19 protein-coding genes are annotated in these 22452 nt (G+C 69.5%); 13 read left to right on the forward strand and 6 right to left on the reverse strand.

Going from position 1 to position 22452, the window contains the following annotated elements:
* Positions 1–60: 60 nt before the first annotated feature.
* Entirely contained in the window at positions 61–1125 is a 1065-nt protein-coding gene (locus AC5RVV_RS08130; protein ID WP_494000821.1) for an ATP-dependent DNA ligase, read from the forward strand.
* 82 nt (positions 1126–1207) lie between these two features.
* On the opposite strand, the gene AC5RVV_RS08135 is transcribed toward AC5RVV_RS08130, so the two are convergent.
* On the reverse strand, positions 1208–2233 hold the full coding sequence (locus AC5RVV_RS08135; RefSeq protein WP_494000822.1) for an LLM class flavin-dependent oxidoreductase: 1026 nt from the start codon (positions 2231–2233) through the stop codon (positions 1208–1210).
* Positions 2234–2268: 35 nt separating this feature from the next.
* A complete protein-coding gene (locus AC5RVV_RS08140) occupies positions 2269–3315 on the reverse strand; it encodes an NAD(P)-dependent alcohol dehydrogenase (RefSeq protein ID WP_494000823.1) in 1047 nt (348 codons plus the stop codon).
* Positions 3316–3493: 178 nt separating this feature from the next.
* Here AC5RVV_RS08140 and AC5RVV_RS08145 point away from each other — a divergent pair, with 178 nt between their 5' ends.
* A complete protein-coding gene (locus tag AC5RVV_RS08145; protein ID WP_494000824.1) occupies positions 3494–3970 on the forward strand; it encodes an SRPBCC family protein in 477 nt (158 codons plus the stop codon).
* 536 nt (positions 3971–4506) lie between these two features.
* Positions 4507–4908, forward strand: a complete 402-nt coding sequence (locus AC5RVV_RS08150; RefSeq protein ID WP_494000825.1) for a VOC family protein — start codon at positions 4507–4509, stop codon at positions 4906–4908.
* Between the two features lie 51 nt (positions 4909–4959).
* On the opposite strand, the gene AC5RVV_RS08155 is transcribed toward AC5RVV_RS08150, so the two are convergent.
* From AC5RVV_RS08155 to AC5RVV_RS08165, 3 genes are read right to left on the reverse strand one after another with little or no spacing between them, the layout of a single operon-like run.
* The gene (locus tag AC5RVV_RS08155) at positions 4960–5913 is read right to left on the reverse strand and encodes an ABC transporter permease (RefSeq protein ID WP_494000826.1); all 954 of its coding nucleotides are present in this window, start codon (positions 5911–5913) and stop codon (positions 4960–4962) included.
* Positions 5903–6868: an ABC transporter ATP-binding protein gene (locus AC5RVV_RS08160; RefSeq protein WP_494000827.1), complete on the reverse strand. Its 966-nt coding sequence runs from the start codon at positions 6866–6868 to the stop codon at positions 5903–5905. Before AC5RVV_RS08160 ends, AC5RVV_RS08155 begins: the two co-directional genes overlap by 11 nt.
* Positions 6865–7968 (reverse strand): LolA family protein, encoded by a 1104-nt coding sequence (locus AC5RVV_RS08165; RefSeq protein ID WP_494000828.1) that lies wholly within the window; start codon positions 7966–7968, stop codon positions 6865–6867. Before AC5RVV_RS08165 ends, AC5RVV_RS08160 begins: the two co-directional genes overlap by 4 nt.
* 543 nt (positions 7969–8511) lie before the next feature.
* On the opposite strand from AC5RVV_RS08165, the gene AC5RVV_RS08170 reads away from it, so the two are divergent.
* Positions 8512–9654, forward strand: a complete 1143-nt coding sequence (locus AC5RVV_RS08170) for an acyl-CoA dehydrogenase family protein (protein WP_494001308.1) — start codon at positions 8512–8514, stop codon at positions 9652–9654.
* A gap of 153 nt (positions 9655–9807) precedes the next feature.
* Here AC5RVV_RS08170 and hrpB read toward each other — a convergent pair whose 3' ends face one another.
* Positions 9808–12438, reverse strand: coding sequence for an ATP-dependent helicase HrpB (gene hrpB, locus AC5RVV_RS08175; RefSeq protein WP_494001309.1), 2631 nt, complete (start codon positions 12436–12438; stop codon positions 9808–9810).
* A gap of 244 nt (positions 12439–12682) precedes the next feature.
* On the opposite strand from hrpB, the gene AC5RVV_RS08180 reads away from it, so the two are divergent.
* The 9 genes from AC5RVV_RS08180 (at position 12683) to AC5RVV_RS08220 (ending at position 22418) form a co-directional block, all read left to right on the forward strand.
* Complete coding sequence (locus AC5RVV_RS08180) at positions 12683–13099, forward strand: ChaB family protein (protein WP_494001310.1); 417 nt, start codon at positions 12683–12685, stop codon at positions 13097–13099.
* Positions 13100–13176: 77 nt separating this feature from the next.
* Entirely contained in the window at positions 13177–13752 is a 576-nt protein-coding gene (locus AC5RVV_RS08185; RefSeq protein ID WP_494000829.1) for an NADPH-dependent F420 reductase, read from the forward strand.
* A 135-nt stretch (positions 13753–13887) separates the two neighbouring features.
* Complete coding sequence (locus AC5RVV_RS08190) at positions 13888–14823, forward strand: transposase (RefSeq protein WP_494000830.1); 936 nt, start codon at positions 13888–13890, stop codon at positions 14821–14823.
* Positions 14824–14952: 129 nt separating this feature from the next.
* Complete coding sequence (locus tag AC5RVV_RS08195) at positions 14953–15558, forward strand: isochorismatase family protein (RefSeq protein WP_494000831.1); 606 nt, start codon at positions 14953–14955, stop codon at positions 15556–15558.
* Between the two features lie 87 nt (positions 15559–15645).
* Positions 15646–16761, forward strand: a complete 1116-nt coding sequence (locus AC5RVV_RS08200) for an NAD(P)-dependent alcohol dehydrogenase (protein ID WP_494000832.1) — start codon at positions 15646–15648, stop codon at positions 16759–16761.
* A 69-nt stretch (positions 16762–16830) separates the two neighbouring features.
* The gene (locus AC5RVV_RS08205) at positions 16831–18288 is read left to right on the forward strand and encodes a benzaldehyde dehydrogenase (protein WP_494000833.1); all 1458 of its coding nucleotides are present in this window, start codon (positions 16831–16833) and stop codon (positions 18286–18288) included.
* A gap of 160 nt (positions 18289–18448) precedes the next feature.
* Complete coding sequence (locus tag AC5RVV_RS08210) at positions 18449–19435, forward strand: S1C family serine protease (protein WP_494000834.1); 987 nt, start codon at positions 18449–18451, stop codon at positions 19433–19435.
* A 176-nt stretch (positions 19436–19611) separates the two neighbouring features.
* Positions 19612–20865, forward strand: coding sequence for an amidohydrolase (locus AC5RVV_RS08215; RefSeq protein ID WP_494000835.1), 1254 nt, complete (start codon positions 19612–19614; stop codon positions 20863–20865).
* Positions 20866–20888: 23 nt separating this feature from the next.
* A complete protein-coding gene (locus AC5RVV_RS08220) occupies positions 20889–22418 on the forward strand; it encodes an MFS transporter (RefSeq protein ID WP_494000836.1) in 1530 nt (509 codons plus the stop codon).
* The last annotated feature ends 34 nt before the right edge of the window (positions 22419–22452 follow it).

Here is a 22452-nt window from a genome sequence, read left to right on the forward strand (position 1 = left end):
GGCGTCCTCCCTGTCTGCGCCGGCATGGACACCGGCTGGGCCAGCACAGAGAATGGGCGCATGGACCTGCCCGTGATGCCACCCGTTCCGCCCATGCTGGCCAAGAGCGTGGCCACGATCCCCGACGGCGGAATGACGTACGAGCCAAAATGGGACGGCTTTCGGTCAATCATCTTCCGCGATGGCGACGAGGTGGAGATCGGCAGCCGGAACGAGAAGCCCATGACTCGCTACTTCCCCGAACTGGTGGACGCGTTCCGTGAGCAGCTGCCCGAGCGCTGCGTCGTGGACGGGGAGATCATCCTGGTGGGCGAAGGCGGCGACCGGCTCGACTTCGAGATGCTGCAGCAGCGCATCCATCCGGCGGCCAGCCGGGTCAAGCTCCTCTCGGTGCAGACTCCCGCCCGATTTGTGGCCTTCGACCTGCTCGCCCTCGGCGACGACGATCTGACCTCGCGCCCCTTTGAGGAACGGCGGGCCGCGCTGGAGAAGGCGCTCTCCGCCGTCGTCAATCCCATCCATTTGACCCGGGCCACCACCGACCCGGTGGTGGCCGAGCGGTGGTTCGGAGAGTTTGAGGGGGCCGGGCTGGACGGCGTGGTGGCCAAGCCCTTGGACGGAAAGTACCAGCCGGACAAGCGGAGCATGTTCAAGATCAAGCACGAGCGCACCGCCGACTGCGTGGTCGCGGGCTACCGCGTGCATAAGAGCGGGCCGGGCCTGGTGGGCTCGCTGCTGCTGGGCCTGTACAACGACGGCGGAACCCTGGTGCACGTGGGCGTGGCCGGGGCGTTCAGCATGAAACGCCGCAAGGAATTGTTTGAGGAGCTGCAGCCGCTGATTGCCGATTCGGACGGCCATCCCTGGAACCGGGAACAGCACGAGGCCGGCGAGCGCACACCCCTGACCACGGAGGGCAGCCGCTGGAGCGGCGGCAAGGACCTGTCCTTCGTGCCGCTGCGCCCGGAAAGGGTGCTGGAGGTCAAATACGACCACATGGAGGGCGAGCGCTTCCGGCACACCGCGCAGTTTGTCCGCTGGCGGCCGGACCGTGATCCGGAGTCGTGCACCTACGGGCAACTGGACGAGCCGGTTTCCTACGACCTGAACGACGTGCTGCTGTAGCGCGCCGGGCCGGGACTCAGTCCCAGCGGCCCGCCGCCGTCGGCCAGCCACCCCGGCGACGAGCCGACGGCGGCCTGGTTTCTCAGCGCCAGCCGGCGGCCGGTGCCACGTGCTGCACGATGTTGCCCAGCATCTTCACGTTGTACTCCACGCCCAAGTAGTTCGGCACCGTCAGCAGCACGGTGTCCGCGGCCTGCACCGCCTGGTCCCGGACCAACTCGGCGCCGATTTTGTCCGGATCCCCGATGTAGCTCCTGCCGAACCGCGAGCGCGTACCGTCGAGCATGCCGACCTGGTCGTGCTGGTCGGCCTGGCCGCGGAGCCCGAAGTAGCGCTGGTCTTCGTCGTCGACAATCGGCATCACGCTGCGACTGACCGACACCCGCGGAACATGCGCGTGGCCGGCCTTCTGCCAAGCCTCGCGGAACAGGTGGATCTGCTCGGCCTGCAGTTGGTCGAAGGGCACGCCGGTGTCCTCGATCAGCAGGGTGCTGCTCATCAGGTTCATGCCCTGCTCCGCGGTCCACACGGCGGTGGCGCGGGAGCCCGCACCCCACCAGATCCGCTCCGGCAGCCCCGGGGACGTAGGCTCCACGGGAAGCATGCCGGCATGCCTGCCCTGGAGGTGGTTCGGGTCGGCGGGGACCATGCCCGTACCCGTGATGGCCCGGCGGAACACCGCGGTATGGCGCCGGGCCATGTCCGCATCGGTCTCGCCCTCGGCCGGCCGGTACCCGAAGGCCGCCGCACCGTTCAACGCCGGCTCGGGTGACCCGCGGCTGATCCCCAGTTGCAGCCGCCCGCCGCTGATCAGGTCCGTGGCCGCCGCCTCTTCGGCCATGTAGAGCGGGTTTTCATAGCGCATGTCGATCACGCCGGTGCCGATCTCGATCCGGTTGGTCCTCGCGGCGATGGCTGCCAGCAGCGGAAACGGCGAGGACTGCTGCCGCGCGAAGTGGTGCACGCGGAAATACGCGCCGTCCACCCCAACTTCCTCGGCCGCAACCGCGAGCTCGATGCTCTGCAGCAGCCCTTCAGCGGCGGTGGGAACCGGCGAGCCGACGGCGGGGCTCCAGTGGCCGAAGGACAGGAAACCGATGCGCTTCATATCCGCCACAACCCCGCCGCCGGTACTTCAATTCCCTAGCTCCCGTGCGGAACCACCACGGCTCGGCCGCTGAGCTCGCCGGCCTGTAGCTTGCGGTAGGCCTCCAGCGCATCGTCCATGCTGTAGCGCTCGATCTCCGGAACGATCTGCCCGGCCTTGTACATGTCCACCACTTCGTGCAGGTCCTCGATGGTGCCCCAGTAGGTGTTCGTGATGACGGACTCGTACGGGTTAGTGAAGAAGCTCCACTCCAGCGTGCCGCCGGCGATCCCCACCACCGTCAACCTGGACAGCCGGGCCATGGAAGCGGCGGCGGTCTTGACGGTCGGGCCCACGCCCACGAAGTCGAACGCGGCATCGACGCCCCGGCCGCCGGTGATGTCACGGATCCGCTCGGCCTGCCCCTCGCCGCCGGAAACGGTCACGGCGCCGGCCTCTTCGGCCTTGCGCATCGCTTCTTCCTTCATGTCGGTGGCGATGACGGTGGCGCCGGTTAGCGCCCTGAGGATCTGCACGGCGATCTGGCCCAGGCCGCCCAGCCCGATGACCAACGCGTACTTGCCGCCGCCGGCCAGGTGCGGCAGCGACTGCTTGATGGCGTGGTACGGAGTCAGCGCAGCGTCGGCCAGCGGCGCCGCGGCCACCGGATCGGCGTCGCCGAGCGGCACCAGGTTCCTGGCCGGGACGGTGACGTACTCGGCCATCCCGCCGTCGCGCCCCAGTCCCACACCGAGGTAGGGCATCTTGGCCGCGTTCTCGCAGTAAGTGTCCTGGCCGCGCGAACACGCCTTGCAGTGCCCGCAGCCAATCGGCCCATAGACCAGATAGGCATCGCCGATGTTGAAGCCTTCCACGCCCTCCCCGAGCTCTTCGACCCACCCGGAGTTTTCGTGGCCGAGCGTAAACGGCGGCGGCACCGCCCCCGGGCCGCCGGCCTCGAAGTCGTTGTAGATGGCAACATCGGAGTGGCAGGCTCCGGCGCCGGCGACCTTCAGCAGCACCTCGCCGGCCCGCGGCTTCGGCCGCTCCACGTCCTTGATGGTGGGAAAAGTCTTGAAGTCCTCGAACACTACAGCGCGCATGATTCACTCCTGCCGGTTGACTCTGCGATAGCTACACACGCCACCCTACGCACCGCGGAAAATGGTCAGCAAGCTGTCTATCGAGTTGTCACCTTTCACCAGCCTGTGTAGCGTAGGCCACGAGGCCACCTCGAGGGGCGCAACAGCGGCCCTGGCCCGATTCCAAAGGAGGCAACTGATGCAAACCGTGGAAGAAACCATTGATGTAGCCGTTCCGGTCCGCACTGCGTACGACCAGTGGACGCAGTTCGAATCCTTTCCGAACTTCATGTCCGGCGTTGAGTCCGTGACCCAGCTGACCGACACCACCAACCACTGGAGGACCAAGGTCGGCGGCGTGGAGCGCGAGTTCGACACCGAGATCGTGGAGCAGCAGCCGGACGAGCGCATCGCCTGGCGCAGCGTCGACGGCAAGTCCCACGCCGGCGTCGTCACGTTCAGCCCGCTCGGCGCCGACAGCACCAAGGTCTCGGTGCGCTTCGAGTGGGATCCGGAAACCTTCACCGAGAAGGTCGGCGCCGCCCTGAACATCGACGACAAGCAAGTGAAGTCGGACATGCGCAAGTTCAAGGAGTTCATTGAAACCCGCGGCGCCGAAACCGGCGCCTGGCGCGGAGAAGTGAACGACAGCGGCCCCATCGGCACGCAGCTCTAAACTTCCAAAACCACAAGCACGACGGCGGTGGGCCGGCTCTCGGAGCCAGCCCACCGCCGTCGTTTGCTCGCCCGCCTGACAGCGCTGTCGCAGCAGCCGGCCCTTCCAAGGCAACAAAAAATTCTCGGGATTCTCCCCATTCCCTGGTTATCCGGTTTACTCTAGGCCGCAGGGGATTAACTGAGCGGCGATGGGGGCCAATCATGCGGGAAAATCACAAACGACCGGAAGCCAATCCGGTGACGGACATGGAGCGGATGGGACCTAAGCCCGTCCACGGATCCGGGGACAGCACGGGAATGCCGAATCTGGCAGCGGCCCAGATACCCGGCCCCGGAACAGGGCACATTGTGGCCGGCGAGGATCGGCGTCTTCCGGATGATGCGGCTGATCCGCTGGAAAAGGAAGGCCACCTAAGCCGGCCGCGCCGCACCCGCAGTTGGCTTCCCTGGAGCCGTGGAACCGGCCGCCACCGCCTCGCTTAATCAGCACCGGCACCACACCATCAGCATCCGCGTCCAGCGAAGGAGCCCGCCATGGCCCGTCCCGTGCACTTTGAGATCCAGGCAGAAGACCTGGAACGAGCCAAAAACTTCTACGCGACCGTGTTCGGCTGGACGTTCGAGGACTATTCACAGGTCACCGGCACTCCCTACTACGGCGTCGTGACCGGCCCGGAGGACCAGCCCGGCATCAACGGGGGCCTCATGCAGCGCCCCGCCCCCACCCCGGACAGCGGCCAGGGCACCAACGCCTGGGTGGTCACCATGGAGGTGGATGACTACGACGCCACCGAACGGAAAATCCTGGAGGCCGGCGGCCGAACGGCCCTGCCGAAGTACGCACTGCCGGGAATGGCGTGGCAGGGCTACTACCTGGACACCGAAAACAACACCATCGGCATCCATCAGCCCGACGAACAGGCCGGGATGTCGTAACAACTTCAAGCGGCGGCGGACGGCCACAGTCCATCTCCGGCGGCGATCGTCTTAGGACAGCACGTCCTTGGTGCAGAAGCGGCCGTAGGCGAGGGCGCAGGCAACGGCGATGTAGCCGCCCTGCAGGACGGCGTTGGCGCCGAAGGCGTCCCAGGAGATGGGCTGGCGCAGCAGGTCGGCGAAGCTGAGCCAGTGGTGCGTGAACAGCCACGGGTGCAGCCACTCCAGCTGCGGCAGCGCGCCGACGATCTGGGTGACGACGGCGAGCACCGCCGTCGCCGCCATGGCCCCAACCGGAACATCGGTGAGCGTGGAGATGAAGAGCCCGATGGCGGCCAGCCCTGCCAGTGACAAGGCAACGTAGGCGGCCACAAGCAGCAGGCGAGCCAAGGACTCGCCGACGCCGATCGTGTCGCCGGACAGCAGGGTCACCGGCCCGACGCCGAAGAGCAGGCCGCCGATCAGCGCGCCGGTGACCGCGATGGCGAGCGCCGCCGCCATGCAGAAGGCCACGGCCGCACCGTACTTGACGGCCAGCAGCCGCAGCCGGCCGGCCGGGGCGCTGAGCAGGTAACGCAGCGTGCCGTGGCCCGCCTCGCCGGCGATCGTGTCCCCGGAAACGACGCTGACGGTCAGCGGCAGGAACAACGGGATGGACACCACCAGCCCGGTCAGCGCCACGAACAACCCGTTGTCCGTGATCCGGTTGAGGAACGGTGGACCGCCGCCGGGCCCTCCCTCGTCCGCGGCGAACCGGACCACCACCGCGATGAGCGTCGGTACGGCGGCCAGGGCCAGCAGCATGGCCCACGTCCGGCCACGTCGGAACAGCACGCTGAGCTCGGAACCGAAGAAGGCCCATCCGGCGGACTTCCCGTTTTCCCGTCCCTGGGCCGGAGCGGCCGCCGAGGCGCCGGGATTTTCCTCGTCGGCGGCCTCGACTTCCACGATTTCCGGCCCCGGCCGGCGGTCGCCACCCCTGCCCGGCTGCTGCTCACTGGACAACGTCGAATCCCTCCCCCGTCAGCTCCACGTACCGGTCCTCGAGGCTGCTTGCCTCCACGGCGAACCCGCGGATCCGGACGCCGTCCGCCACGAGGGCGGCGGCGATGTGCTCAGGCAACAGACCGCGTTGGTTCATCGGAGCGTTCACGTGTCCGTCGAGTGCGGCGTCCGGGACCTCGGGTTCCAGGCCCAACCGGCGCAGCACGCCGCGCGCGGCTTCGATGTCGGGCGTCTGGACGCTCACATGCGTGAGCCCCGCCCGGCGCACCTCGTCCAGGGCCCCCTGCGCCACCAGCCGGCCGGCGCGCATGACGGCCGCGTGCGTGCAGATCTGCTCCACCTCGGAGAGCAGGTGGCTGGAGACGAATACCGTGGTGCCCTCCCCCGCCAGCGAACGGACCAGGCTGCGGACTTCGCGGGTGCCCTGCGGGTCGAGCCCGTTGGTGGGTTCGTCCAGTACCAGGAGCTGGCGCGGCATCATCAGGGCGTTGGCGATGCCCAGCCGCTGCTTCATGCCCAGCGAGTAGGCGCGCACCTTCTTGTCCGCGGCGTGGGTCAGGCCGACCCGCTCCAGCGCTCTGTGGATCCTCGCCCGCCGGGTCTCTGACGGGGCATGGCGGTCCGCGGTGTCCAGCCGGTGCAGGTTCGCGGCGCCGGACAGGAAGGGGTAGAACGCCGGGCCTTCGATGAGGGCTCCGACCCGCGGAAGCACGTCCCGCAAAGACCCGGGCATGTCCTGCCCGAAGATCCGGACGCTCCCGCTGGTGGCGGCGGCCAGCCCGAGCATGACGCGGATGGTGGTGGTTTTTCCCGAGCCGTTGGGGCCCAGGAAGCCGAAGACGGAGCCGTGCGGGACGGCCAGGTCAAGGGAGTCGACGGCGGTTTGCCGGCCGAAGCGTTTGGTCAGTCCGGAGGTCTCGATGACCAGCGCGGCAGGGTTGCCGCTGCCGTTCACCGGGCCTCCGCGGCTGCCTGCAACGACTCGAACGGGACCGACCCGGCCAGAACGCGGCCGTCGTCGGTCAGGTACACGTTGACCAGGGCGGTGGAGATCAGCCTGCCGCCGTCCACCGCTTCGGTGGCCTGGGCCAGCAAGGGCGAGTCTTCCCAGCCCTCCGGCAGGGCCCCGGCGGGGACTTCCGCCACGGTCTCCCAGCCGGAGCCGTGGAGGGTGACGTCATCTCGCAGCGCGGCAGCGCCACCGCCGTGCCGGCCATGGCGTCCGGACGGTGACTGCTCTCCGTGCCGCGGCACGGCCTTTTCGGTGACGCTGGCACCGGCCGGCGGGGTGAACTCGAACAGGCCCTGGTCCGGGGCCTGGAGGCTCAGCTTGCTGAAACCCAGCTGGAACGCCGGATCCTGCTGTCCCCGGGCAGCGACCCGGAGGCTGAGCGGCAGGCCGGTCTCGGCGTCGACGGCGACGGTCACGGATCCCACGAGCGTGGCGGTGCTGTTCGGCTCCACCAGCAGCTGATAGGCGCTGCGGCCGGCGACCTCGGTGTCGGCGCCTACGGACACCTTCGTTTCCGGGCCGATCTTGGCCAGCAGGTGATCGGCGAGCTGTTCGGGGGTGTAGGCGCCGCCCGGGCGGGACGCACCGCCGTCGTGATTCTTGCCCGCGTCCGCGCAGGAGGGCAGCGTCAGGTGGACCGCCTCGTTCTCCTTGGAGCTGTAGACCCAGGCATCGGTGCCGTTGCGGATCACGTCGCGCTCCGCAAAGCGGTCGAAGAGCTGCAGCCGGGCCTGGTCCGGCCCGTCCAGGTAGACGCGCGCGGTGCGGGAACCGGTCAACAGTTCCAGCGCCTCGGCCACCTGTCCGCCCTCGTCCGCGGGCAGGTCCTCGGGAAGTTCCGGCAGCCCCAGCGCGGAGTCCTGTTCCAACGTGCCGGAGAGCTCTCGGACGTCGCTGTCCGCCACGAATTCCAGCAGCTGCTGCGGGGTCTTGTCCGGCAGATCGGTTGCGGCGTTGGCCTGCAGGGAACCGGTGAGCACTCCGCCGGCAATGACTGCGGGCACGACGGCGGCGGGCAGCCAGCGCTTCCACGTCCGGTCCATGGCACATCACCTTTTCTGCTGCTGCAGGACTCGCTTCCCAGCCTACGCTTCCCGCCTCGCCGGGTCACCAGTCACAGCAAAGCCGGCACTGGTGCCTGTGCCGACAGCCGCGCCGGCGCGAGGCTTCAGAGCGGCCGACGCAGGGTGCCTGCACTCCGCCGCGAGGCTCCAGAGCGGCCGACACAGTGTGCCGGCATTCCGCGCCAAGTTCCAGAGCGGCCGAAAGTCGACACAGGCCCGTCGCGGAAGACCGCTCTCGCACAGCTCGGCCGCTCTGGAGGACTGCGGCCGTCGCCGATGTCCAGCGACTGCTCCTGTTGCTCGGCAGTGCGGTCCGACCGGCCGCGACACCGGCCCCCACACCGGCCCCACACCGGCCCGCACACGCGCCGCGGATCATGCTTGTCAGGCCCCTGTTGCCGTGTTGTAGTTGACTCACGCAATGACATGGACGCACCGCAGCGTCCCGGCGAACCCGGCTTGGCTGCGGCAATCCAGGCGCCGGTCCGACACCCAGGCCGGTAGCCGGAGGGGTGAGTGGCGATGGTTGTGCAACGGTTGTTGCCGACGGAGGAAGCGCAGGACCTGATCGAGCTGGTCCGCGACATCGCGGACCGCGAGCTGCTGCCGCAGGCGGCCGAGGCCGAGGCAGCCGAACGCTTCCCGCGCGAGGTTTTCCGGATGCTGGGGGAAACCGGGCTGCTCAGCCTGCCGTACCCGGAGGAGTTTGGCGGCGGCGGCCAGCCGGCCGAGGTCTACCTGCAGGTTCTGGAGGAACTCGGCGCCGCCTGGGGCAGCGTGGCGGTGGGCGTCAGCGTCCATGCCCTCTCCTGCTTCCCGCTGGTGCATTTCGGCAGCGATGCGCAGCGCAAGACCTGGCTGCCGGACATGCTCTCGGGCGACACGCTGGGTGCTTACTGCCTCTCCGAGTCGCACGCGGGCTCCAACCCGGCGGCGATGCGCACCCGCGCCGTCCGGAAGGGCGATGGCTACGTGATCCGCGGTGCGAAGGCCTGGACCACGCACGCCGGCGAGGCCGATTTCTACACGGTGATGGCCAGGACGTCCGACGATCCCCGGCACGGGATCTCCTGCTTCCTGGTTCCGGCCGATGCCGAAGGACTGAGCGCGGCGCCGCCCGAGCACAAGATGGGGCTGACGGCCTCGACCACGGCGACGATGAACTTCGACGACGTGTACGTCCCGGCCAACCGCCTGATCGGCGAGGAAGGCCAGGGCCTGGCGATCGCCTTCGCGGCGCTGGACTCGGGCAGGCTGGGCATTGCGGCGGTGGCCGCCGGGCTGGCCCAGGCCGCGCTGGACCTGGCCGCCTCCTACGCCAACGAGCGCGAGGCCTTCGGCAAGCGGCTGATCGAGCACGAGGGGCTGGCCTTCCTGATCGCAGACATGGCGGTGGAGGTGGAAACCGCGCGGGCCATGTACCTGGCGGCGGCGCGGCTGAAGGACGCCGGCCTGCCCTACGGCCGGGAGGCCTCGATCGCCAAGCTGGTGGCCACCGACAACGCGATGAGCGTGACGACCAACGCTGTGCAGGTGCTCGGCGGGGCCGGCTACACCCGGGACTTCCCGGCCGAGCGGTACATGCGCGAGGCCAAGGTCATGCAGATCTTCGAGGGCACCAACCAGATCCAGCGGCTGCTCATCTCCCGCCACTTCATCCGCTGACTGGGACCCGCCGGACAAGACCCGCTGACGGCGGCAGTCCGCCCGGTCGGGGCGGCACGCGTCGGACCGTGGGCAACCGCCGGGGCGCGGCACCCGCCGGACCGTGCCGAACCGCCGGTCCGGCGCCCGGGCCAGGGCGGCACTGTCCGGCCGTTACCTCCGGTGCTTGGTCCGCGCGGTGGCGGGCGCGGTCCACGGGTCCTCCGGCCACGGGTGCTTCGGGTAGCGGCCTCGCATCTCGGCGCGGACCTGCGCGTAGGGACCGGACCAGAAAGACGCCAGGTCTTCGGTGACGGCCAGCGGCCTGCCCGCGGGCGAGAGCAGGTGGAACAGCACGGGGACGCGCCCGCCCACCAGACGGGGTGTGTCCGCCCAGCCGAAGCACTCCTGCAGTTTGACCGCCACTACCGGGCGCTCTCCCCCGTCCCGTTCCGGGTAGTCGATCCGCACCCGTGAGCCGCTGGGAACCTCCAGCCGCTCCGGCACGAGCTCATCGAACCTCGCCGCTTCCGGCCAGGGCAGCAGCCGGCGCAGCGGCTCGGCCAGGTCCACTGCGGCGGCCGGCTTCCCGCCGGCCAGTGCCTCCAGTTCCGGCGCCAGCCAATCGGCCAGCCGCCCCAGCAAGGCTGCGTCCGCGACGTCCGGCCAGGGAGCGCCCAGCTCGCGGTGCAGCAGGGCCAGCCGGCGGCGCAGCCCCTTGGCTGCCTCCGACCAGCCAAGGATGCCCAGCCCGCGCTCTTCCAGGGCCCGGGCTACCGCCTCCCGGCCCTCGTCCCGCGACGGCCGGACCGGTGCCGAGGAGAGCACGATGGCGCCAAGCCTGCGTTCCCGGCGGGCCGCGAGTTTGCCCGACTCGAAGCGAGCCTCCACCCGGTCGGTCACCAGATGCCGTGCCGCCGCGGCCGCCGTGTCGCCCGCCAACGGGGCGGCGGCGCGGATCACCGCCCCCGTGCCTGCCGCGTCGCGGCCCTGCGCACGGGACACCTCGGCCACAGCCAGCCACTCGTGCCCGGCCAAGGCACTGCCGGACGGAAGCCCGGCCCGGGTTCCGGACGCCAGCAGGTAGGTCTGCCCGGGACCGGGCACGCGGCGGGCGACCTGTTCGGGAAAGGCCAGCGCCACCACGAAGCCGGCATGCTCCGCCGGGACCACCTTACCGGTGGAAGGCACGACGGCGGCGGCCTCCTGCCGTGCGATGCCCTCCAGCCGTTGCGCCTCCTCCCGCCAGCGCCGCGCGGCGGGGTCGCCGCGGCCTGCCGAACGCAGCCGGGACAGCAGCACCGTGAGGTCGGCCCCGGGTGCCCGTTCCTCGCCGGAGACCAAGGCGACCACTTCCGCGGCCACCTGCCGGCCCACCACCGCCGCACCATCCAGCAGGGCCCGGCTCAGCCGGGGATCGGCCGGGACCCGGGAGAGGACGCGCCCCACATCGGTGGCCCGGCCGCCGTCGTCAATGGCGCCCAGCTCATGCAGCGTGCGCACGGCATCCGCCATGGCCGGCGCCGGCGGCGCGTCCGGAAGCCGCAGCCCCTCGCCGCCCGGGGCACCCCAGCAGGCCAGCACCAGGGCGGCGCCCGTGAGGTCGGCGACGGCGATCTCCGGGGTGGGATGGGCGGGCGCGGCGCCATAGGTTTTCGGTTCGTAGCAGCGCACCACGGTGCCCGGCCCCTGGCGGGCTGCGCGGCCGGCGCGCTGGTCGGCGGAAGCGCGCGAGGCCGACACCGTCACCAAACCGGACATGCCGCGGGCGGCGTCCCGGCGGGGTTCGCGCGACAGCCCGGAGTCGACGACCAACCGCACGCCCGGCACGGTGAGCGAGGACTCGGCCAGCGAGGTGGAGACGATGATGCGCGGCGGCCCGCCGGGTTCCCGGCCGGAAACGGCGCGGTCCTGCGTGGCCGGATCCGCCCGCCCGTGCAACTCCAGCACCTCGGTGCCGGTGCCGCCACCGCCCGTGCCGCCGCGGACCCTGTCTCGGATCGCCGCGGCCACCTGCTGCACTTCCCAGGCTCCCGGCACGAAGACCAGGGCGTCCACCGAGGGGTCGGCCGCGAGCGCCTCGGCGTGCGCGGCCGCCGCGGTGAACGCGACGTGGTCCAGGAAACCGCGGGCCACTCCCCGCCCGTCCAGCCGCGGCACCGAGGCGGGAGCCCACCGCACGTCCAGGGGATGCAGCGCCGAAGGGCAGTCGACCACCGGGGCCGGCCCTTCGCCGTCGTCCGCGCCGATCAAGGCGGCGAAGCGCGGCGCGTCCAGGGTGGCCGACATCGCCACCAACGTGAGATCCCCGCGCAGCTGGCGGACCTCGCCGAGCATGCCGACCAGCAGGTCGGTCTCCAGGCCGCGCTCATGCACTTCATCCAGGATCACCGCGTCCGTCCCGTCCAGGCCGGGATCGGTGAGCAGCCTGCGCAGCAGGATTCCCGGCGTGACGAACTCGATCAGCGTCTGCGGGCCCGCCCGGCGTTCCCCGCGCACCGTATAGCCGACGCGTTCGCCCAGCCGGCTCCCATCCAGCGCGGCCAGGCGCCTGGCGGCGGAACGGGCGGCGACCCGGCGGGGCTGGGTGACCACGATGCGCGGACGGCCGCCAGCCGCTGCAGCGGCCACGAGGTTGGCGACCAGCGGCGGAACCAGGGTGGTCTTGCCCGTGCCCGGCGGGGCCTGTACGACGGCGGTGCCCGTCCGGGTGCCTACGGTTGCGGGTTCCTCGTCCCCAGGGCTGCCCGTCAGGGCTGCGGCCAGGTCGTCCAGTGACTCGGCGAAGACCAGGCCTTCGCCCATCGCGGCCAGGTCGAAAAGGACGTGGCGGTGCGCGGGTTCCTGCGGGATTGGCTGGCTCACCCTTCCATTGTGCCGGTGCCTGTCGCGCCCTCCGGCATCGCCGCCACTCCCGTCGGCAGGCGGCCGTCCCGCCGTCCTTGTTCGCGCTTCCACACCCCGGCGTATCTCCCTTGGCAGCGCCCACGAACTGTGCCACGTTGGAGGTGGAATGGCGAACAATCCTTTCTGGAGGGACGTGGTTCAGATGCCGAAGACGACGAAGAGCGGCAAGCCGAAGCAGACCGAATTGCCCAGCACGCTGCAACGGTCGGGCAAGAAGGCCCAGGAGACGTTCGCGGAAGCCCATGATTCCGCCGCTGAGACGTACGGCGACGAGGAGCGTGCCCACCGCGTGGCCTACAGCGCGCTCAAGCACACGCACGAGAAGGTGGGCGACCACTGGGAACCGAAGGAAAAGAAGGGCCCCTCCGACCCGCAGGCCGAGGGCGGCGCCGGCACCTCTCGGGAAACCAAGGGCGGGGTGGACGCAAACGCCTCCAAGCAGCACCTCTACGATCTGGCCAAGAAGCTCGACGTCCCCGGCAGGTCGAGGATGGACAAGTCAGAGCTCGTCGAGGCGCTGCGCAAGGCCAACGACCGGGAGACCAGGAAGGCCCGGTAGCCGTTGACTGCCTCAGCTCCTGCCGCTAGCGTCTTGGCTGCGTCTTCCAGTATCCATCCGTGATCGAGGAGCACTCCATGGCACACGTCAGCGTTATCGGTACCGGAAACATGGGCCAGGCCATTTCCGGGGTCGTCACCAAGGGCGGCAACACCGTCGAGATGCTCGGCCACTCCGACGAGGACAAGCCGGTCACCGGTGACATCGTCGTGTTGGCCGTGCCCTATCCCGCCCTGGCCGACATCCTCGGCAAGCGCTCCGGGCAGCTGTCCGGCAAGGTGGTCGTCGACATCACCAACCCGGTGAACTTCGAGACCTTCGACTCCCTGACCGTGGCGGCGGACAGCTCCGCGGCCGCGGAACTAGCCGCGGCGCTGCCGGACTCGGCGGTGCTCAAGGCTTTCAACACCACCTTGGCCGCCACGCTGGCTGCCGGGACTGTCGGCGGGCTGACCACCACGGTGCTGGTGGCCGGCGACGACGCAGAGGCCAAGACCATGCTGGCCGAGGTGGTCGCCGCCGCCGGACTCCGTATTATCGACGCCGGTGCCTTGTCCCGGGCTCGGGAACTGGAAGCCATGGGCTTCCTGCAGATCACCCTGGCCGCCAGCGAGAAGATCGCCTGGAGCGGCGGCTTCGGCGTCGTGCCCTGACCTCAGCTGGTGCCGCCGCCATCGCGGCGCGTGGCCCGCGGACAGCTGCCGCCCGGACGGGGTTTGGATCGTCACTGTCCCGCCAGCCGAGCCCGATGACAACCGCGGACGGCCGCTCCTATTAGGCTGGGGCACATGGACCTGGAGAGCGCGGCACGAGAGCTGTACGCGCTGCTTCCCGGCGAATTCACCGCTGCCCGCAACGCTCGGGCCAAGGAGGCAGCCCAGGACGGCCACAAGGAGCTCGCCCGGCAAATCAAAGCGCTGGCAAAGCCGTCGGCCGCGGCCTGGCTGGTCAATCTCCTGAGCCGGCAGCGGAGCGCTGACATCGCGGGAATCGTGGAACTGGGCCACGCCATGAGCGAAGCCCAGGAACAGCTCGATCCGCAACTACTGCGCCGACTGGGTGACCAGCGCCGGGAACTGTTGGCCGCCGTGGCGGCGGAGGGCCGGAAGCTGGCCGATGAGCTCGGGCAAAAGGTGAGTGCCGCGGCGGTCGCCGAGGCGGAGCAGACGCTGCATGCGGCGATGGCGGATGCCGGTGCGGCGGCGGCCGTAACCAGCGGCCTGCTGACCGAGTCGCTGTCGTCGAACGGGATCGACCCGGTGGACCTGGACGGCCGGGTGGCCCTGCCCGGGGCAGGCGCTCCCCCGGATGCTGCTGCCGAGCCGGCGCCACGCCTCCAGCCGAAGCGGTCCTCGCGGGACGAACTCGCCGAGCGCCGGGCCGCCAAGGCCGAACGGGCTGCCAAGCAGGAAGCCGAAGAGGCCGAGCGGCGGCGCCGGCAGGCGAGGGCGGCGCTGGACAAGGCGGAGCAGCGCAAGGAAGACGCCGAAGCATCGGAACAGAAGGTGCTGGACAAGCTTGATCAACTGCAGAACCGGCGGGACGAACTCGTGGGCGAGCTCGCCGAACTGAAGCGGCGCATCGAGGACCTGGGACGGGAGGTCGCCTCGACCGATCGCAAGATGGAGGCTGCCGAGGAAGACCTGGTGTCCGCGGCCAAGACCGCGGATCGGACGCGCAAGGCCGCCGCAGCGGCACGGCGGGAGTTGGCCGAGCAGGAATAGTCTTCTCGCGGCAGCCGCCGCAGGGCAGCAAGTCAGCGGGGCAGCGAGACGCGAGGGAACATGTAGCCTAGGTCTCAAGTCCGGCCTGGGCGGAATGCCCGGACCGGCCGGAGCCGACAGGGGGCAAACATGTGGCGCATTGATGCGGCCAGGACCGCACTGCTGATGATCGACATGCAGAACGATTTCGTGCTGGAAGGCGCGCCGATGGAAGTGCCCATGGCACGCCACCGGCTGCCGGAAATGGTGACCGCCGCCGCGGCATGCCGGCAGGCAGGCATCCCGGTCATCTACACGCGCCACGTTCTGCTGGATACATTCGACGTTTCGCCGTTGGAGACTGCCTACAACCAGCGGCTGCGGGCGGCCGGGATGCGCCGCGGAACCAGCGGAGTTGAGATCGTCGAGGAACTCAAGCCCGAAGCCGCCGACTACGTGCTGGACAAGCACCGCTACGACGCGTTCCACAACACGCAACTGAAGAGTGTCCTGTCGACCATCTGCGGCTTGAACACGATAGACACGCTGGTCATCGCCGGCACGCTGACCGAGGTGTGCTGCGAATCGACCGCGCGCAGTGCCTTCATGAACGACTACAAGGTGGCGTTCCTCTCGGACGCCACTGGAGGCCGGTCGGAGGCTGCCCAGGCCGCCACCCTGGACGCTATCGGCACCTTCTTCGGCCGGGTGATGAGCGCCGCCGACATGGAAGCGGAACTCGGAACGACGGCGTAGGTGCAGCCCGGGGACTTTTCCGTCGTTGTGAAACGTTCGACTAGATGACACGTCAACATAGCCGGCAAGACCGTTAGGAGCATGGCAATGAAGATCAATGCGCTGGTAGTCGAAGAAAAGGATGCCCCGTTTGTCCCCGAGCAGCTGGAGCTGGACGAGCCCGGGCCCGGCGAAGTGCTGGTCAAGGTGGCCGCCGTCGGCCTCTGCCATACGGACTTGATCACCCAGGCCGGAGACATGCCGCTGCCGCTGCCCGGCGTGCTGGGCCATGAAGGCTCCGGCGTCGTGGAGGCCATCGGGGACGGCGTGACCAATGTCGCCGTGGGCGACCACGTCATCATGGGTTGGGCTTACTGCGGCGAATGCAAGAACTGCCTGCGCGGCGAGCACCGGTACTGCCTGCGCCTGGGCGAGGCGCTGGTGAGTGGTGCCCGGTTCAAGGGTCCCGACGCCGGCAAGTCCGCCTACACCCGGGCCGACGGAGGCAAGGTGTCCGGCCACTTCTTCGGCCAGTCGTCCTTCGCCGACTACTCGCTCGCACTGGCGTCGTCGCTGGTGAAGGTGGACAAGGAGATCCCGCTGGAACTGCTCGGGCCGCTGGCCTGCGGCATCACGACGGGTGCCGGCGCGGTGTTCAACACGGCCAAGCCCGAACCCGGCCAGTCGCTGGTCGTATATGGAGCCGGCGCCGTGGGCCTGGCCGCGATCATGGCCGCGAAGAACACGCCCGCGGCCACGATCATCGCCATCGACCTGCACGATTCGCGGCTGGAGCTGGCGCGCGAACTCGGTGCCACCCACACCATCAATTCCGGCAACACCAACGCCCTCGAGGAGATCCAGCGCATCTGCGGCGGCCCGGCCGACTACGTGCTCGAATGCACCGGCAACATCAAGGTGGTTGAAGAAGCCGCGGACGCCGTGGGCATGCTGGGCACGCTGATCCTGATTGGCGGGGCGCCGGCGCAGGCGCGGTTCTCGGTGGACCACCTGCGCACGCTCTGGGGCAAGCGGATCATCGGCACCCTCGGCGGTTCCAGCACCTCCGCCCAGCTGATTCCCGGACTGATCGCCCTGTTCAAGGCCGGACGGTTCCCCTTCGACAAGCTGGTGAAGTACTACGGGTTCGACCAGATCGACACGGCCATAGCCGATTCCACCGCCGGCGGGACCATCAAGGCCGTCTTGAAAGCCGCCGACTGAAAACCCTTCCCCGCCCGGCCGCCCCGCTGCGGCCCGCACAACCATGCACTCAACCTGAAAGGACGGGATATGTCCCTGCTTGATGCCTCCCTGTGGGAGGGCAAGATCCATGTCAATGGCTGGCGCGACGGCGGTGCCGGCACCGCCGCTTCGGTGGAGCCCGCCACCGGCGAGACTTTGGGTCGCTACGGGCTGGCCTCGGTCGAGGACGTGCAGGAAGCGGCAGCAGTAGCTGCCGCTGCCCAAAAGGACTGGGCCGCCCGCAAACCGGAAGAACGCGCCGCCGTGCTGCGCCGCGCCGGCGCGCTGTGGGAGGAACACGCCGAGGAAATCCAGTCCTGGATCGTGCGCGAATCCGGGGGCATCGGCCCCAAGGCCGGCCTGGAAACCCACATCGCCGCCAACGAATGCTACGAAGCCGCGGCGCTGCCCTCGCTGCCGGCCGGCGACGTGCTCACCTCCAACGAGGACCGCTGGTCCTTCGCCCGGCGCCGCCCCGTCGGCGTGGTCTCGGTCATCGCGCCGTTCAACTTCCCGCTGATCCTCTCCATCCGCGCCGTCGCCCCGGCGCTGGCGCTGGGCAACGCGGTGCTGCTCAAGCCCGACCCCCGCACCGCCGTCTGCGGCGGCGTCAGCCTGATGCGCGTCTTCGAAGAAGCCGGCCTGCCCGCCGGGCTGCTCTCCCTGCTGCCCGGCGGCGCCGACATCGGCGCGGCCGTGGTCGAAGCCCCCGAAGTCCGGGTCATCTCCTTCACCGGCTCCACCGCCGCCGGCCGGAAGATCGGCGAATCCGCCGCCCGGAACCTCAAGCGCGCGCACCTGGAACTCGGGGGCAACAACGCCATGATCGTGCTGCCCGGAGCGGACCTGGCCAAGGCCGCGTCCGCCGCCGCGTTCGGCTCGTTCATGCACCAGGGCCAGATCTGCATGACCACCGGCCGGCACATCGTCCACGAGGACATCTACGAGGACTACGTCGCCGCGCTGGCCGAGAAGGCGAAGAACCTGCCGGTCGGCGACCCCAAGACCGGCACCGTCGCGCTCGGCCCGATCATCGACGAGCACCAGCTCAAGCGCATCGACTCGATCGTGCAGGACGCGGTCGCCGCCGGCGCCCGGCTGGCCGCCGGCGGCACCAACGACGGCCCGTTCTACTCCCCCACCGTGCTCGCCGACCTCGACCCGGAGAACACCGCGTGGAAGGACGAGATCTTCGGCCCGGTCGCCCCGGTGATGAAGTTCTCCACCGTGGACGAAGCCGTGGAACTGGCCAACGCCAACGAGTACGGGCTCTCCCTGTCCATCCTCGGCGACGTGGGCCTGGCCATGCAGATCGCCGACCGCGTCGATTCCGGCAAGGTCCACATCAACGAACAAACCGTCTCCGACGAGGCGAACTCCCCGTTCGGCGGCACGAAGAACTCCGGCAACGGCTCCCGCATCGGCGGCCACCAAGCCAACATGGACTCCTTCACCGAGACCCAATGGCTCACCGTCCGCCCGGACATCGCGCAGTACCCGTTCTGATCCCCTCCTGAGTCCCGCGACGGCGGCGGCCGGCAACCAGCCGGCCGCCCGCCGTCGCGTGGTTAACTCCCGGGTTCACTGAAGGCGTAGCGGCAGCCGGATTAAACCGGGCCATTCTGCGGTTCCATAGTGAGCAAGCCAAAGCTCCCGGAGGTGGGCCGTGAACACGATCCCGGAACCGCATGCCGACCCGCAGGCGGCGCACGCCGCCCAGGACCCGCTGGACTCGTATTCGGCGTCCGTGGTGCGCATAGCGGAGACCGTCACGCCGCACGTGGCGGGCATTCAGATGGACGTGCGACGCCGGGACAGGAGCTTCCCGTCCGGCGGCTCGGCCGTGGTGTTCACCGAGGACGGCTACCTGCTCACCAACGCGCACGTCGTGGCCAACTCCGACGGCGGCCATGCGGCCTTCGCGGACGGGTCACGCACGGACGTTGACGTGGTCGGCGCGGATCCGCTCTCCGACCTCGCCGTTCTGCGCGGCCGGCTCACGGTGCCGCGCCCGGTCGAGCTGGGCGATGCGTCCAAACTGCGCGTAGGCCAACTGGTCGTCGCCGTCGGCAGCCCGCTGGGCCTCTCCGGCTCGGTGACGGCCGGGGTGGTCAGCGCGCTGGGCCGCTCCATCCCCGTGGCCGCGGGCAGGAACCGGAGGGTGATTGAGGACGTCATCCAGACGGACGCCGCACTGAACCCGGGCAGTTCCGGCGGCGCCCTGGCCGACGCCTCCGGACGGGTGGTCGGGATCAACACGGCCGTCGCCGGGATCGGGCTCGGCCTGGCCGTGCCGATCAACGCCACGACCCGCCGGATCATCTCCGCGCTGCTGGCCGACGGGCGCGTGAGGCGCGCCTACCTCGGCCTGGTGAGTACGCCGCTGCCGTTGTCCCCGCGGGAGATCATGCGGACCGGCGAGCGGAACGCGCTGCGGGTGGTCGAGGTGCTGCCCGGCTCCCCCGCCGAGCAGGCCGGACTGCGGCCGGGCGACCTCGTGATCCGGGCCGCCGGGCAGCCGGTGGCCAGTGCGCAGAGCCTGCAACGGCTGCTTTTCGCGGATGCCATCGGCGTGGAGTTCCCGCTGGCCGTGCTGCGCGGCGGGTCCGTGGTGGAGCTGGCCGCCTGGCCGGTGGAAATGTCAGCCGGTTGAATCGCGAACCGCGGCCTTTGGCCCGCCGTGCGCGGCGCCCGTGCCTCGGATGCGGAATCGCAGGTGGCCGGGACACCGCCGTCGTCGTTGTGTCTGAACGGTCCAGGTCCTACCGTTGGAGGAAGCACGCCTAACCAGCCGGCCCCCACTTCGGCCGGCGGACCAGGAGGGCAACCATGGCGATCACGGACGGCCTCGCCGGCTCACTCGAGCGGGAGCTGGGCTGGCAGCGGGACCTGTACAAGGACCTGCACCGGAACCCCGAGCTCAGCATGGAAGAACACCACACCGCCGACCTGATCGCGCGGGAGCTGACCGGCTTCGGCTACGAGGTCCAGCGGATCGGCGGGACGGGCGTCGTCGGGGTCCTCACCAACGGTTCCGGCAGCACGGTGCTGGCACGGGCGGACATCGATGCGCTGCCGGTCGCCGAGGCCACCGGCCTGGACTACGCCGCAGAGACCACCGCGAAGCTTCCCGGAGGCGGGACCACCGGCGTCATGCACGCCTGCGGCCACGACATGCACATCGTGTCCCTGCTGGGTGCGGCAAAGCTGATGGCCGGACACAGGGACCGCTGGGCGGGCACCTACGTGGCGCTCTTCCAGCCGGGAGAGGAGACTGCCGCCGGAGCCCGGGCAATGGTCGACGACGGCCTGGCCGCCAGGATTCCTACACCGGACGTCGCCTTCGCCCAGCATGTGATGCCCACCGAGGCCGGGAAGATCGGCACCACGGCCGGCCCCATCCTCTCGGCCGGCGACTCCCTGAAAATTACGGTCTACGGGCGCGGCGCCCACGGCTCCATGCCGCACAACTCCGTGGACCCCGTGGTGCTGGCCGCATCGATCGTGCTGCGGCTGCAGACCATCGTTTCCCGCGAGACCAAGCCGGGCGAATTCGCGGTGGTGACTGTCGGCGCCTCCAACGCGGGCACCAAATCCAACATCATCCCGGACCGTGCCGAACTGCTGCTGAACCTGCGCACGTACGACCTGGGCCTGCGGGAACGGATCATGGCATCGATCGAACGGATTGTCCGCGGCGAGTGTGCGGCCGCCGGATCGCCCCGCGACCCTGAGTTCGAGTACTACGACCAGTTCCCGTTGACCAGCAACGACGCCGAAACGACCGAGCGCATCACGGCCGCCTTCAGCCGGCATTTTGGGGACGATCAGGTCTACCGCGCCGAACCCGTCACGGCCTCCGAGGACTTCAGCCGGATTCCGGATGCCCTCGGGGTGCCCTACACCTATTGGACGGTCGGCTCCGTTCCGACCGACGTCTACCGGGAAGCCGTGGAGAACGGCACTGTCTCCGAAGACATTCCGGCCAACCACTCACCGTTCTTCGCTCCCGCCATCGACCCGACGCTCTCCGTCGCCACCCAGGCGCAGGCCGTTGCAGCTCTGGAGTACCTGGCACAGTAAGGCAATGTAAGGGGTCGTTTGCCATGACCGAATCCACCACGACCACGGTCCGCACGGACTGGAAACCTACCGACAAGTGGCTGCTGGGCATCGTCCTGGCCGTCATCAATTTCTGGCTCTTCGCGCAGACTTTGCTCAACGTCATCCCGGGGATCCGGGACCAGCTTGGGGTCGAACAGACGCTGGCCAACCTGGCCGTCTCCATCACGTCGCTGTTTTCCGGGATCTTCATCGTCGTCGCGGGCGGACTCGCCGACCGGATCGGCCGGGCCAAGATCATGTACGCCGGGATCTACCTCAGCATTCTCGGTTCCCTGCTCATCGCGCTGACACCGGAAAACCTCGGCGGCCTCACCGACTTCATGCTGCTGGGCGGCCGCGCGATCCAAGGCCTGTCCGCCGCGTGCATCATGCCTTCGACCATGGCGCTGATCAAGAGCTACTACGAGGGCAAGGACCGGCAGCGGGCACTCTCCTATTGGTCCATCGGCTCCTGGGGCGGCTCGGGCTTCTGCGCCCTGTTCGGCGGCCTGATGGCCACCTCCTTCCTGGGCTGGCGGTCCATCTTCTGGATTTCGATCGTGCTGTCGGTGCTGGCGCTGTTCCTGCTCCGGGGCACGCCCGAGTCGCGGGCGGCGGCTGATCCGGAGGCCGCCGGGCACCGCTTCGACTGGGGCGGGCTGGCCTGCTTCATCGTCATGCTGGTGGCCATCAACGTGTACATCTCCCAGGGGCCGGCCATCGGCTGGTTCAGTTGGCCGGGGGTCGCGCTGGTGGCCGCTTTCGTGGTGTTCGGCCTGCTGTTCCTGCAGATCGAAAGCCGCCGCCACTTCGCGTTCGTGGACCTGAAGCTTTTCAGAAACGGCACCTTCACCGGCGCGACGCTGTCCAACTTCCTGCTCAACGGAGCCGCGGGCACGCTGATCGTTTCGCTGGGACTGGTGCAGGTGGCCGCCGGGTTGAGCTCGCTGCAATCGGGCCTGCTGACGCTCGGCTACCTGATCGCCATCCTCGCCACCATCCGGGTGGGCGAGAAGCTGCTGCAGCGCTTCGGCCCGAAGAAGCCGATGCTGTGGGGCAGCATGATCACCGGCGTCGGCATCCTGCTGTGCTCCACCACGTTCCTGCACATCGAAGAGTACATAGTGCTCACCGTCATCGGGTTCACCCTGTTCGGCGTCGGCCTGGGGTTCTACGCCACCCCGTCCACCGACGCCGCCCTGTCCAACGTCCCGGACGCCCAGGTGGGTGCGGCGTCCGGCATCTACAAGATGGCGTCCTCGCTGGGCAATGCCATCGGCGTGGCCATCTCCGCGGCACTGTATGTGGCCGCCCAGGCGGTGAACCCGGAACTCATCCAGTCCTGGGGCCTGTTCATCGGCCGGCAGGACAACGTGGCGCTGCGCTTCGGCGGGGCGGTCGGGCTGTTGTTTAACGTCTTCATGGTCGTGGTCGCCATCGCCTCGATTATCGTCACGGTCCCCGCCACCAGGAGCAAGGAGGAGGAAGAGGCCCGGCCGGACGTGGTCCCGCCGCCGGCCTTCGGCAACTAGGCATCGTTGACCCCACCGGCGTCGCGGAGTATAA

Source organism: Arthrobacter sp. MDT2-34-1 (genome assembly GCF_059091365.1).